The organism is Streptomyces sp. NPDC031365, from assembly GCF_055569765.1.
In genome coordinates, this window is record NZ_JBVIIM010000009.1 from 155,315 (window position 1) to 169,002 (window position 13,688).

General features: G+C 73.1%; 10 protein-coding genes and 1 pseudogene. 1 reads left to right on the forward strand and 10 read right to left on the reverse strand.

The features are described from left to right. Positions 1-79 precede the first annotated feature (79 nt). A complete protein-coding gene (locus tag ACZ5C2_RS16325; RefSeq protein WP_468791041.1) occupies positions 80-493 on the reverse strand; it encodes a globin in 414 nt (137 codons plus the stop codon). Positions 494-542: 49 nt separating this feature from the next. Here ACZ5C2_RS16325 and ACZ5C2_RS16330 point away from each other — a divergent pair, with 49 nt between their 5' ends. Next, positions 543-1,529 (forward strand): methyltransferase domain-containing protein, encoded by a 987-nt coding sequence (locus ACZ5C2_RS16330; protein WP_468790878.1) that lies wholly within the window; start codon positions 543-545, stop codon positions 1,527-1,529. Positions 1,530-1,781: 252 nt separating this feature from the next. Here the strand turns inward: ACZ5C2_RS16330 and ACZ5C2_RS16335 are convergent, their stop codons facing one another. From ACZ5C2_RS16335 to ACZ5C2_RS16375, 9 genes and pseudogenes are all read right to left on the reverse strand, one after another. Then, entirely contained in the window at positions 1,782-3,053 is a 1,272-nt protein-coding gene (locus tag ACZ5C2_RS16335) for an RNA polymerase sigma factor (RefSeq protein ID WP_468790880.1), read from the reverse strand. A gap of 37 nt (positions 3,054-3,090) precedes the next feature. Continuing rightward, entirely contained in the window at positions 3,091-3,441 is a 351-nt protein-coding gene (locus ACZ5C2_RS16340) for a YciI family protein (protein ID WP_468790882.1), read from the reverse strand. A gap of 264 nt (positions 3,442-3,705) precedes the next feature. Then, positions 3,706-3,951: pseudogene (locus tag ACZ5C2_RS16345) on the reverse strand (hypothetical protein); the annotation flags it as partial. Between the two features lie 98 nt (positions 3,952-4,049). Continuing rightward, complete coding sequence (locus ACZ5C2_RS16350; RefSeq protein WP_468790883.1) at positions 4,050-5,378, reverse strand: FHA domain-containing protein; 1,329 nt, start codon at positions 5,376-5,378, stop codon at positions 4,050-4,052. A gap of 81 nt (positions 5,379-5,459) precedes the next feature. Next, a complete protein-coding gene (locus ACZ5C2_RS16355; protein WP_468790885.1) occupies positions 5,460-6,806 on the reverse strand; it encodes a vWA domain-containing protein in 1,347 nt (448 codons plus the stop codon). Between the two features lie 132 nt (positions 6,807-6,938). Further along, positions 6,939-8,483 (reverse strand): PP2C family serine/threonine-protein phosphatase, encoded by a 1,545-nt coding sequence (locus ACZ5C2_RS16360; RefSeq protein ID WP_468790887.1) that lies wholly within the window; start codon positions 8,481-8,483, stop codon positions 6,939-6,941. Positions 8,484-8,486: 3 nt separating this feature from the next. Then, on the reverse strand, positions 8,487-11,051 hold the full coding sequence (locus ACZ5C2_RS16365; protein WP_468790889.1) for a serine/threonine-protein kinase: 2,565 nt from the start codon (positions 11,049-11,051) through the stop codon (positions 8,487-8,489). 22 nt (positions 11,052-11,073) lie between these two features. Beyond that, positions 11,074-12,411, reverse strand: coding sequence for a hypothetical protein (locus tag ACZ5C2_RS16370; protein WP_468790891.1), 1,338 nt, complete (start codon positions 12,409-12,411; stop codon positions 11,074-11,076). Positions 12,412-12,607: 196 nt separating this feature from the next. Further along, on the reverse strand, positions 12,608-13,651 hold the full coding sequence (locus ACZ5C2_RS16375) for a glutamate ABC transporter substrate-binding protein (RefSeq protein WP_468790893.1): 1,044 nt from the start codon (positions 13,649-13,651) through the stop codon (positions 12,608-12,610). Between the last annotated feature and the right edge of the window lie 37 nt (positions 13,652-13,688).

Here is a 13,688-nt window from a genome sequence, read left to right on the forward strand (position 1 = left end):
GGGGTTCCGTCCCGGCCCCCGCTCCTCAAACGCCGGCGGGGCTGGGTCGGCTGAGGGGCGGGTTGCCCGGGTGGCCGGGTCAGTCCGGGGAGTTGATCATTGAGGCGGCGGCGTACGTCAGGTACTTCCACAGGGTCTGGTCGTGCTCCTCGGACAGGCCGAGGTCGTCCAGCGCGTCCCGCATGTGCTTCAGCCACGCGTCGTGCGCCGCGCGGTCGACCTTGAAGGGCACGTGGCGCATCCGCAGCCGCGGGTGGCCGCGGTTCTCGCTGTAGGTGGTCGGGCCGCCCCAGTACTGCATGAGGAAGAGAACGAGGCGCTCCTCCGCCGGGCCCAGGTCCTCCTCGGGATACATGGGCCGCAGCGACGGGTCCTCCGCCACTCCCTCGTAGAAACGGTGGACGAGCCGACGGAAGGTCTTCTCCCCGCCGACCTGCTCGTAGAAGGTCTGCTCCTGCAGCGTGCCGCGCCGAATCTCTGTCACGCCCTCCATGGTCTCAGACGTCACGGCGTAGGACTCAGGGCCTCAGTACTGTTGTCACATGGGCGGCCAGGACCGTGAGGCGTGTGAAGGGCTCGCCGAGGTGGCGCGGGCGGCGCTCGTGCGGGAGATCGGCGCGAGCGGGGCCTTCGACGCCGATCCCGTGTGGCGGGAGGCGTTCGCCGCCGTGCCCCGTCACCTTTTCGTGCCGTACTACTACGTGGGCGTCGTGGGCGGCTACGAACGCCGGTGGGGTGAGCACCCCGACCCCGGCGCACGTGAGCGGTGGCTGCGCGGAGCGTACGAGGACACCCCGCTGGCGATCCGGCTGCGCGACGGCGAACTGATCTCCTCCAGCAGCCAGCCGTCCCTGATGGCGCTGATGCTGGCAGGTCTGGAGGTGAGGGACGGGCAGAAGGTCCTGGAGATCGGCACCGGCAGCGGATACAACGCCGCTCTGCTGGCCCACCGGCTCGGCGACGACGACCTGGTCACCACCGTCGACCTCGACCCGGAGATCACCGAATCGGCCCGCCGGCATCTCGACGCCGCCGGACACCGGCCGGCCGTCGTCACCGGCGACGGCGCGCGCGGAGTACCCGCACGCGCCCCCTACGACCGGATCATCGCGACCTGCGCCCTGCCGTCCGTTCCCCGTGCCTGGCTCGCCCAGTGCCGGCCGGGCGGCCGGATCCTCGCTCCCTTCGCCACCGGCCTGGTCGTGCTGACCGTGCGCGATGCCGGGCACGCAGAGGGACGTTTTCTGCACACGCCCGCCTACTTCGTTCCGCTGCGCGGCACGGGCCGGTCGTGGCAGGAACCGCCGGATCCGGCGGGGCTGCCGGGCGCGGCCCGGGGCAGCGATCTGTTCCGGTTCCTGCTGGCGCTGACCGCCGGCAGCCTCGACCCGCGGCAGACGTACGACCTGTGGGAGAACGAGGGCAGGCCGCAGCGCGAACGCTACGGCCTGACCGCCGGCGCCGACGGCGACCGGGCCTGGCTGGACGACCCCAAGGGGCCGTACGTCTGGCCGGTGCCGGCCGCCTGACGGCCGGCACCGGCGGGTCACGTCGGAGGTGACCGGCGGTTTCGTCAGGTGCGGGTGTGCCCGGTCCGGCGGGAGGGAGCACGCCCCTGGGACCGGAGTTCGCAGGTTCAGGTGTCGCGTATGCGCGGCCGGGCCGGGAGGGGGCTCACGTCGCGTGATCCGCGCGAGTTCGGCGGCACCCGGCAGTCCGCTGACCGGCGATTGGCGGTGATGAGCGGCGGCAGGTCCGAGGTATCTCCAGAGGTTCCGCCGTCATGTGCCGGTTCTGGCGGCTGGGTCGGGCGGTTCGATCTCGGTCAGCTTGCTTCGCAGGTGGGCCCGTTCGGGTTCGGTGCCGGCCAGGTCGAGTGCTTCACGGTAGGCCGACGCGGCCTCGGGCAATCGGCCGAGCCGGTGCAGCAAGTCTCCCCGGGCGGCCGGGTAGGGGTGGTGACCGCGCAGCCGCGGCTCGTCGACCAGCTCGTCGAGCAGTGCCAGGCCCGCTTCCGGGCCGTCGCGCATCGCCACCGCCACCGCCCGGTTCAGCTCGATGACGGGGGACGGCGTGAGCGCGAGCAGCACGTCATAGAGCGCCACGACCTGCGGCCAGTCCGTGGTCGCGAGGTCAGGGGCCTCGTCGTGCAGGGCGGCGACGGCGGCCTGCACCCCGTACGGGCCGGGCGGCCCGCCCGTCAGCGCGCAGACCACCAGGCCGCGGCCCTCCTCGATCATCGGGCGGTCCCAGCGTCCGCGGTCCTGGTCATCGAGCAGTACGAGCTCCCCGTCCGGACCGGTCCGGGCGTCGCGCCGCGCGTGGATCAGCAGCATCAGCGCGAGCAGGCCGGCGACCTCCCGCTCGGCGGGCAGCAGCCGGTGCAGGATCCGCGCCATCCGGATGGCCTCCTCGGCGAGGTCGAGCCGTTGCAGCTGAGGGCCGGAGCTGGCCGCGTAGCCCTCGGTGAAGACCGAGTAGATGACCTGGAGCACCCCGGGCAGGCGTTCCGGCAGCTCGTCGGCGCCGGGTACGCGGAACGGGATGCGCGCCACGCGGATCTTCTTCTTCGCCCGCACGATCCGCTGGGCCATCGTCGCGGTGGGGACCAGCAAGGCCCGTGCGACCTCGGGCGTCGTCAGACCGGCCAGACAGCGCAGGGTCAGCGCCGTACGATCCTCCACGGCGAGAGCGGGGTGGGCGCAGGTGAAGAACATCTGCAGCCGCTCGTCGGGCAGCCCGCCGTCGTCGCCCGCGGGCGGGGCGGGGTCGGCGCGGTCCGCCTCCGCCTGCAGGATGGCGAGGCGGGCGGCGTAGACCTGGTCCCGCCTCAGACGGTCGACGGCCTTCCGCCGCGCCGTGGTCAGCAGCCAGGCGCCGGGCCTGGCCGGGACGCCTTCGACCGGCCAGTGCACCAGAGCCGCCTCCACCGCCTCGGAGGTGACCTCCTCGGCCAGGTCGAGATCGCCGAAACGGCGGACGAGGGAGGCCAGCAGTCGGCCGCGTTCCTCGCGGAACACCGACTCCACCGCCGACTGGCCGAGGGGGTCCATGGGCGTCTCGGGTCCTGCGGCTCCCTCGTCCCTCACGTCAGGCCCCGAACTCGGCGATCGGACGCACCACGACCGACCCGCTGCCGCGCGCGCCAGGACAGCGGGCGGCCCAGTCGAGCGCGACATCCAGGTCCGGTACGTCGATGACGTAGAAGCCGCCGAGGACCTCGCGCGTCTCGGCGAACGGCCCGTCGGTGACCGCCCGCCTGCCGTCCTGGCCGACCCGCACCGTCGTGGCGGTGACGAGATCCGCCAGCGACTCCCCGGACACCCAGATCCCGGCGTCCTTCACCTCCTTGTCGTAACTCATCCAGTCCTCGACGGTGCACTCGGCGGCTCCGCCGTCCTCATCGATCGCACCAGCGTTGATCAGCAGCATGTACTTCATGGTCCGACTCCTGTCAGGTCTGTGGTTTCCTCACGCGGCGGGTCGCCGTACACCATGACGACGAACGGACACGGTCAGATCGACAGCTCCCCGAAGATTTTCTCCGGGACGGGCTCGGCGCTCGGCGTCCACGCTGGTTCTCACAACGGAAACGATCGTTCGCGATGCGATCCGGGTCCGGCTTTCCCGTGCTGTTTCCGTGGGTGACCGGCTTCGTTGGGCGGTGGCGCTGCTGTGCCGGATCCATGCCCCGCCGGGCTCAGGTACCGGCTCCGTCATCACGGCCGGTGGCAGGGACGGGTTGGCGGCAGCGGCTTCCACCACGTGCCGGTCATGGTCGGCGACCAGTTCGACGACGACCTCGGGCGGCAGGGCCGGGTGCCCGGCGGCCCCACGCCGCGCCTGCCTGTTCGTCAGGCAGGCGAGCGGTGCAGGGCCGGTCGCGCCGGGGTGCCGGGCGATCTCACGCAGTGCCTTCTGATCAGGCGGCACGTGTCTGGTCAGGTCCTCAGGGGACACCCTTCCCCACGCCGTTCAGGCGGTGGGGAAGGGCACACGGGATCCCGCGTCTCCGGCATGATCCGCCGGACGGGCCCGGGGGAGGGCGCTCAGCCCCGGCGGATGGTGATCGTCGTCCAGGCGCCCACGTGGACGCGGTCGCCGTCCTGGAGCGGGACGGGGACGAACGGCTGGATGGGCTCGTCCGAGCCGTTGACCGTCGTGCCGTTGGTCGAGTTCTGGTCGACCACCGCCCAGGTGCCGTCCGGCTGCTGCACCAGCACCGCGTGCTGGTGCGAGACGCCCGGGTCCTCCGGCGGTGTGGACAGATCGATGTCGGGGGTGTCGCCGGTGGAGTGGCGGCGGCGGCCGATGGTGATCTGGTTGCCGGTGAGCTGACGTTGCTGCTCGGGTGAGTACGCGGGCAGGTTCAGGCCCGCGGCCTCGGGGCCGGAGCGGTGCATCATCGCCATGAAGTACTCGCGGTCCGGACCGATGGTCGCGGTCCAGGTGGCCGGGCCCTGCGGCGGGCGGGGCTGCTGCGGGTAGCCACCGGGTCCGGGCGGCGCCTGGGTGCCGCCGGGCTGCGGATAGCCGTAACCGCCGTGCTGACCCGGTCCGTTCGGACCACCGGGACCACCGGGACCACCAGGGCCGCCGGGACCACCAGGGCCACTGGTCGGCGGGGAGATCACCCAGTCGTCGTCACCGCCGCCGAAGGACGGCCCGCCCGGCTGCGGGCGGCCGGTCTCCTGCGGGTACCCGGGCGGGGCCTGCGGCCCGGGCTGGAACGCCTGCGGGGCACCGGGGCCACCCGGGCCGTTCGGACCACCGTGGCCACCGTGGCCGCCGGGACCGGCATGGCCGCCGGGACCGGCATGGCCCCCGTGGCCGCCCGGTCCGGGCGGCGGCGGTACCGGTCGTGAGGGGTCGCCGCCGAAGCCGGGCGGGCCCGGCGGGATCGGCTCGGCGGGCCGGTTCATCTGCGAGGGGCGCGAGCCCTGGTAGTCGTAGGAGTCACCGCCGCCGTACGACGGGCCGGGCGGCTGCTGGAAGGGCCCGCCCGGACCGGGGCCCGGGGCCGGCGGACGCGGGGCGGCCGGGGTGTACGAGGTGGCCGTGTTCGTCAGGAAGTTCCACCGGCACTCCTCGCAGAACGGCGCACCGCCCTCACGCGGCGTACGGCACTGCGGACACAGTTCGGTCCGGACACCGCCGGGGCCCCCGGGACCGCCGTAACCGCCGGGGCCTCCCGGGCCGCCGGGAGCACCGGGACCTGCCGGGCCGCCGGGACCCGGCGGTGGGAATCCGTAGCCACCGCCGGGTGCCGGCGGCGGGGGAGGAGGGGGAGGTGGGGGCACGGCACCCGCCATGCGGTGACCGCACACCTCGCACCAGTCGTCGGAACCCGACTGGTGTCCGTTCGGGCAGGTCGGCATGTCGGCGCTTCCCCCTCTCCTTGTCCGGCCGGGTCGGCCGGATTTCTCCAACCCCAAGGGGTCAGGCTCGATTACTTCCGGTCACTTCTTTACGCGAACGGTCTTGGTGGACCGCGTTTCGAGCGTCATCTCGTCGGCCTCCTCGACCTTCGCCTTCAGTCGCACAGTACCGGTCGCGGCGTCGACGACGTCCACCACCTTCGCAAGCAGTTTCGCAGTATCCGCGTTGCCGGACGCACTCGCGAGCTGAACGGCGCGGCCCAGTTTGGCCGTTGCTCCGTTCATATCCCCCTCTTTGCGCAGATCCAGTCCCTGTTGGATGACTTGCGCCAGTTCGGCCTGCCCGGTGTAGTGGGCGACCTGGGGGTTGATCGACGTCGAGGCGGCCATGTCGTCCGTCCACACGGCCCGCACCAGACCCTGTGCGCCGAGGTTCCGCGCGCTGCCGTCGGGCTGCGGAATGACCAGTGAGAGCCGGGCCGCGAGCATCTCCCGGCCGATGCCCGCGGGCGGTACCTCGACGCAGACGTGGTAGTCGCGGGACTCGTCCCCCCAGGAACCAAGCGGGTAGTCGCCCGCTCGCGGGCCCGCCTCGGTGCGGCGGCCGGTGAGTTCCTCGACCGTCGGCGCGACCTGCTTGACGAACGTCACCGCCGTGCCGACCGGGGTCCACAGCCGCAGCGAGACGTCCGCGACCTCCTTGCCCATCGCCGTCTCCATCATCTGCGTGAAGTCGGCGGCGAGACCGGCCGGGTCGGCGACGATGTCGGCACTGCCGAGGAGCGCGGAGGCGATGCCTGTGACTTCTTTCACTTCCCAGTCGGTGCCCACACCGCGGGCGTCACAGGTGAACCGTCCGGCGCAGGCGTCCAGGGCCGCCTTCAGATCCTCCGGCGACTCGTGCTCGTTGCGGCCGTCGGTGAGCAGGATGCCGTGCCGGATCGCCACGTCCGCCGACGCCAGCAGCCGGTCGGCCAGCCCCAGCCAGGTGCCGATCGCCGTACCGCCGCCCGCGCTCAGCTTCCGCAGTGCCTGCTGTGCCTGCTCGCGAGTGGACGCGTCGGCGACCGCCAGGCCGCCACCGCCCGGATACACCTCCTTGGCCACGTGAGTGCCGCCGACCACCGCGAAGTGCACGCCGTCGCGCAGGGCGTCGATCGCGGCGGCCGTCGCGTCACGGGCGTTGCGCATCTTGGTCGGCGGGTAGTCCATCGAGCCCGAGCAGTCGACCATGAGGACCACGGCCGCGGACGGCCCCTCACCGGGCGAGTACAGGTGGGGCGCCGCCACCGCGCTGCCGATGGTCCCGCCGCCGGTCGCCGTCACCGTGACGATGGCGTTGACTTCGCGGCCGCCCTCCGGCAGGTACTCGTTCTGGTACACGTCCACCGAGAACTGCGGCACGTTCGATTTCGAGAAGATGGCCATGCCTGTTTCGATCCCCCTCGGGTGCCCCGGCGGCGCGGGGCGACGACGGATGACGGACCGGTCCCCTCCGGTCCGTCGAGGCTTCTCCGTAAGATCCCGCAAGGCCCCGTAAGAGGCTTCCCGTACGCGGCCTCAGGCCGATCCTGCCCCCTGGGGGACGGCCGGGAACGGCACGAGGGCCACTGTTACGTTGTCGTGGCCCCCGCCGTCGAGGGCGTGACCGACGAGCACCCGGGCGCTGTGCAGCGGGCGCACGGCGGCGTCGGCGGGCACGACCTCGGCCAAGTCGTCGGCCGACTCCGCGTAGTTCCACAGACCGTCGGTGCACACCACGATCACTCCGGGCCGGTCCGGCTTGAAGGACGCGGTGTGCGGCTCCAGTTCGTAGGCGTCGGCGCCGAGCCAGCCGGTGATCGCGTGGGCCCGGTGGTCGGCGTACGCCTCGGCCTCGCCCATCAGGCCCGCGGCGACCATCTGCGCGGCCCACGAGTCGTCCTCGGTGAGCCGGGCCGCCGGGGCGGAGCGGTCCACCGGGACCCAGTAGGCGCGGCTGTCGCCGACCCAGCCGACGACCAGCAGACCGGCCGCCACCACCGTGCCGACGATCGTGCACGCCGGGGCGTTCTGGTGCGGGGTGTGCTCGCGGGCGTCCGCCGTGGGCTCGTCGGCCAATGCGTTGACCGCGTCGGAGGCGGCGATGATCGCGTCGTGCATCGCCTGCTGCGGGTGGGTGCCGCGCGGCAGGGCCGCGAGCAGCGACTCGGTCGCCGCCCGGGAGGCGGCCAGTGAGGCCTCGTCGGGGCGGGTCGCCGAGGAGACCCCGTCACAGACGATCGCCACGGAGACGGGCGAGCCGTCGGGCAGCGTGGCGGTGCCGATGCCGAAGGCGTCCTCGTTGCGGTGGTGGCGCAGACCGCGGTCGCTGACCGCGGCCAGTGGGCCGCATTCCTGTTCCATGTGGTCCCGTTCGCGTGGCTGGGCGTGACCGCAGTTCTCGCAGTAGCCGTCATCGTCCACCCTGCCCGCACGGCAGGCGACGCACACCGCGCCGCCGGCCCGGCGCTCCGGCTCGGCGGTCACGCGCGGGTCGGGCGCCTGGAGCGGGTACTCCTCGGGCTGCGCGGGCTGATGGACACCGTCGGGGCGCTCCTGGGGGACGGGGACGGCGGGTGTGTGGGCCGCGTCCGACTGCGTGCGGCGGTCGAAGCGCACGCCGGACGACGGTGCGGAGGGTGCCGCCGGCGGGGGCGGCGGTGGTACGGGGCTGCCCCCGCCCGGGGTCCGGGAGGCGGCCGGGGCGGCCGGTCCGGCCGCCTCGCCGGGCAGCGGGGAGCCGTCCGAGTTCGTGCCGGGCACGTCCGTCGGCTGATGGGTCGGGGGCCCGTCGACGCCACGGGCCGGACCGGGCGCGGGCCAGGCCGGTGCCGCGGGAGGGACCGCGGGAGGGGCCGTGACCGGCCCCGCGGGCGGGGTCGACGGCGGCCGGGGGCGGACCGGGTCCGCGGACGCCTGGGGCGGCACCGAGCCGTTCATGGCGATCGTCGGCTCGTCCTGCGGCCGCGCGGGAACCGCGGACAGGTCGTATCCGCACGCACCGCAGAAACGATCACCCGATTCGAGGGGCTCCTCGCAGCTCGGGCATTTCGACAGAGCGGCCGGCTGAGGCATCTGCGACATCAACTACACCCACGTCCGGGGGCGGTAACGATTGGCACGTTCCACCAGGTCGATCCTCTCCTCGCCGCTGCGCGCCAGCCGGGCCAGCGTGCGGTACGAACGCTCCAGGCCGAAGCGCAGGCCCCGCTCGTCCAGGCCGCTGCCGAGCAGCGTCCGTCCCCCGGCGGCGGGAGGGGCGGAACCCTGGCCCCCGGAGAGTACCCAGTCCAGCCCGCAGCCGAGGACCTCGGCCGACAACAGCTCACGCCGTGCCGGATCCAGACCGTACGCCTCCAGGGCCTCGACCTGCCCGGCGGCGGCGGTCAGGTCGTCCAGGAACGGTACGTCACCGGGGGTGGCCGTGCGTCCGCGCAGCCGCGCCCGGACGGCCGCCACCCGCGCGGCCGTGTAGTGGATGGAGGACTCCGGCACCGACTCCAGCGTCCGTACGGCGTCACGCCGGTCACCGGCCGCCAGCTGGACGCGGGCCAGCCCGAACGCGGCGCTCACATAGCTGGGGTCGGTCGACCACACCAGGCGGTAGTACTCCGCGGCGTTGTCCAACTGGCCCAGCACCTCCGCGCACAGGCCGAGCGCCAGCTTCGGGGCGATCTCCCCCGGAAAGGCGTCGTAGACCGCGTCGAAGGCGAGCGCGGCGCCCTCGTGGTCGCCGGTGACCAGCGCGGCCACGCCCCGGTACCAGACCACCCGCCAGTCGTCGGGGTCCTGCTCCTCCAGCGCGCGCAGTGCCTCCAGCGCCGTCGCCCACTCACCGGTCTCCAGCCGGGCGCGCATCTCGCGCAGCCGGGTCTCGGCCGACGGGGCGGGCGCCGCCGCGAGCGCGTTGATCAGCTCACCCGGCGCGGACGTCAGCAGGCCCGCGAGGAAACCGGCGTTGGGGTCGGCGGGGTGGACATGCGGAACGGGCAGCGCGAGCGCGGCGGGGGCGCAGTCGACGGGCTTGACCAGGGCAGCGGGCGGAGCGGCCGGGACGGCGGGGGCACCGCCCACGGGGGGGAGGGCCGGCCGGCCCTCCCGGGGGCGGGGCACCCTGGCCCCCAGACGGGACACGTCCCCGTGCAGCGCCGGGAACAACTCCGTGTCCGTCACCCGCAGTTCCGGGCCGAAGAGGGTGGACAGCGCGGGGCGGGACCGGCCCGACTGGAGCGAGACCACCTCGCGCAGCACACCCGTCAGCTGCTCGGTCATCTCCTGCGCGGAGGCGAACCTGCGCGCGGGATCCGGGTCGGTGGCCCGTACCAGCAGCCGGTAGAACGACTCGTACTGCCGGAAGACCTCGATGGTGTCCGGGTCCGGCAGCGAGTCCGCGAAGACGTTCGTGTACCCCTGGAAGTCGAACGTGAGGACGGCGAGCGTACGGGCCACCGTGTACAGGTCGGACGCCACCGACGGACCCGCCTCGGCGACCTCGGGCGCCTGGTAGCCGACCGTGCCGTAGATGGCCGACTCCTCGTCGTCCGTCCTGCGCACCGCGCCCATGTCGATCAGCTTCAGCTGGTCCTCGGTCTGGATCGCGTTGTCGACCTTGAAGTCGCAGTACAGCAGGTTCCGGCTGTGCAGATGACCGAGCGCCTCCAGGGCCTCGATGCCGTACGCGCAGGCCTGCTCCACCGGCAGCGGATCACGCCTGCCCTCCGGCGTGCGGCGGGCGTTGGCGATCTCCTTCAGCGACTTGCCGCCCAGGTACTCCATGACGATGTAGCCGTCGAGGGAGCCGGTGCGCTGGTCCAGGTGCTCCACGAAGTTGTAGATCCGCACGATGTTGGCGTGCTCGATCTCGGCGAGGAAACGCCGCTCGGAGATCGCCGCCGCCATCGCGTCCTGGTCGCCCGTGTCCAGCAGGCCCTTGAGGACCACCCAGCGGTCCGAGACGGCCCGGTCCACGGCGAGGTAGATCCAGCCCAGCCCGCCGTGCGCCAGACAGCCGACCACCTCGTACTGGCCGTGCACCACGTCCCCGGACCGCAGCTTCGGCACGAACGAGTACGGATGGCCGCACTTGGTGCAGAAGCCCTCCGTACGCCCCGGCCGGCCACTGCGGGCCCGGCCCACCGGCGCCCCGCAGTCCGAACGCGAGCAGAACCGCTTCCGCTCGGGCACCTCGGGGTCGTCCAGCACCATCCGGCGCGGATCGGGGCGCGGGATCGGCGGCACCTCGACCAGCCCGGCACCGAGGCGGCCCCGGCCGGAGGAGCCGGCGCCCGCGCCGGAGCTGCGCACCGACACCGAGCGGCCCGAGGTCCGGCCCGAGAGTGAACGGGAGAGCCTCCCGGAGACCGACCGGCGGGACTTCGACGACTGCGACGACGTACGCGCACTGCGGCCGCTGCCGCGGCTGCTGTGCGACCGCCCGCTGTCCGACGAGCCGTGCGAGTCACGGCCGCCCGCCGTGATGCCGGTCGGGGGCGAGGCGACCAGGCCCGTCGGCGACACGACCGGGGCGAGGCCGCACGTGTCGCAGTACAGTTCGCCGCCGCCGACGTCCTCGTACGTGCCGTCGCAGTCGGGGCGCTGACAGGCGCGCGGCGCCTGGCCGGCCGCGGTCAGCCGGCTCTCCGGCTCGCTCATGACACCGCCTCCCCCTGGTCGTTCATGCGCCCGGTCCCCTCCGCTCGTCGGACACGCCCTGGCCGGGGACCCGCGGCGTGCCGCCGAGCAGTTCCACGGCGGCGTGCTGGTAGCGCAGCACCGCCTGCTCGGCGGCACGCAGGTCACACGGCGCGCTCCACAGCATGCGGCGCGCCTTCTCGTACCGCTCCACCAGCAGGGGGTCCTCGGCGAGGCCGTGCCGGGCCACCTTCGCCTTGTACGCGTCCAGCCGGCCGCGCAGTTCGGCACGGACCGCCAGCGGGGCCGTGACCGCCGTCAACGACTCACGTGCCCGCAGCAGTTCGTCCTCCGCCTTCTGCTCCAAGGACTCCAGGAGCGGGGACAGCCGGTGCCACTGGGCGTGTCTGCGGTACTCGGCGGCCGTCGACAACTGTTCCTGGAGCACCGTCGGCGGCCCGCTGACCGCCGGCACCTCCGTCGCGGCGATCTTCGCCAGCACCTCGCCGCGTGCGGTACGCGCCTCGGCGAGTGTGCGGTCGGCGCGGGACAGCAGGTCGCGCAGTCTGACGATGCGCTTCTCGGCGTCCTGGCGGACCGTCAGCACCGCGTCGATCTCACGGCGTACGTCCTCCAGGGCGCGCGCCTCGCGGTCGTAGACTGTGGTGTCGGGTCGTCCACCGCCCGGCGCCGAACTGCCCTCCGCGGGCTTCCAGTACGCCAGCGGGTCGGAGATCACCTGCTCGCGCAGCCTCGTCAGTGTGCGGGTGATCCGCTCCAGGTCGTCGCCCGCCGGATGTTCACCCGGACGCACGCCGACCGAGTGCGCGAGCCTGCTCGTGCGATGGAGCTCGGCGGCCAGCAGATCGATCCGGGCGGGCAACGCCGACCACACCGCGTCCGCGGCCACGACCATGTCCAGCGAGGTCGCGTACAGCTCGTTCATACGGTCGACGAGGGTGGCGAGCGAATACCGCTCGCTGAGCCTGCCCGGGCTGCCGCCGTGCAGTGTCGGCGCGTTGGCCGTCGCCGAGGCGCTGCCGGCCACCGTCACCGACTCGCCGCGCAGCAGCTCCGTCAGCTCCACCAGGTCCTCATGGCTGGACCAGCGGCGCCGGGAGCGGATGTCCCGCGCGGTGCGCAGCGCGTCCGTGTACGCGTCGAAGTAGGTCCACAGCAGCGTGATCGACGCCTCGGTGGCCGTCCAGCGCTCCTCTGTGAGTCCGGTGAGCCGTGCGCCCTCCAGGAGTCTTCGGCCCGCGTGGTCCTGCAGGGCGAGGAGCGAGGTCTCGATCGCCTCGTGTTCCGCGCCGAGCCGCGCCAGCGCACGGTCCACCTCGTCCCGGTCCAGTACCGGCCCGGCGGGATCCGTGTCGGCCATCGATCACCTTTCGCTGCGGGGCTGTTGACGGTTGTGTGGTGCGCGGGCTCGGGTCGGGAGTCGGAGTGTCCCGGCGGAGTGCCGGTCGGGTCGGTCCGGGCGGGGTGGGCTCTCGGTCGGGTGGGGTCTCGGGTCGGGCGGCGGGAAGCGGTCGGGGGTGGGGCGTGGTCGGGGTGGGGTGGGGTGGGGTGCCGGGTCAGGTCGTGCGCAGGTATGCGGGAGCCGGTGGTTTCGACCGGGAGGAGTCGTCCCCCAGCGTGGCCGACAACCACTCGGTGTACGAGGACTGCCAGCCGCCCGTCGTGTCCTCACGGAAGTCCACCAGGATCTGGTTGACCCGGCGGACCAGATCGTCCGCGTCCTTCTTCATCGCCACGCCGTAGTACTCGGTCGTGAAGGCCTCGCCCTTGAGCTCGACCGTGGGATCCTGCGCGGCCTGGCTGGCCGCGAGCGCGCCGTCCGTGACCACCGCGTCCACCTCGCCGAGCTGCAGCCGCACCAGGCAGTCCAGCTGGTTGGGGACCGTCGTGCGGATGTCGGCGGACTCCGGAAGCCGGCCCGCCTTCTTGTCCGCCTCCAGCGTCGAGTACGCCGTGGAGCCCGTCGCCGTGCATATCTCCTGGTCCGCCAGGGTCGCGTCGTAGCCGTCGACGGGGGAGGACTTCGGGGCCAGGACCTGCTGGCCCGTCTTGAAGTACGGTGCGGAGAACGCCACGTCCTGCATGCGCGCGCAGTTGATCGTCATCGTGCGGACGACCATGTCGACCCGCCCGTCCTTGATCGCCGGGATGCGCTGGTCGGTGGGGATCGCCTTGAACTGGACCGCCTCCGGGTCGCCGAGTATGTCCTCGGCGATACGGTGCACGAGGTCGATGTCGAAGCCCTCGAGCTTCCCGCCCTCACCGCTGTTGGGGTTCCGGTAGCCCCAGCGGTAGCTGTTCTGGTCCACCCCGACGATCAGCTTGCGCTTCTCGCCCTGGCGGTTCTTGATCGCCTCGATCGTGGGACCGTCGGCGTCGTCGGGGGGCAGGGTCTGTTTCTCCGGGGCCGTGCACTCCTCGTCGGCCCGCGTCCGCTCGGTATGGGCGACGGACTGGCCGGTGCTGTTCGCCGGCGTGCGGCCCTGGGATCCGGTGCAGGTCAGGGCGAGTGCGAAGAGCAGTGCCAGGGCGCAGGCCATCGCCATCGCGCCCACTCCGCCCCATCCCCTCGGGCGGGTCCGCGGGCGTTGTACGGTCATCTTCGGCGCCCCCTTCGGCTCGGTCGCCCCCTGCGGG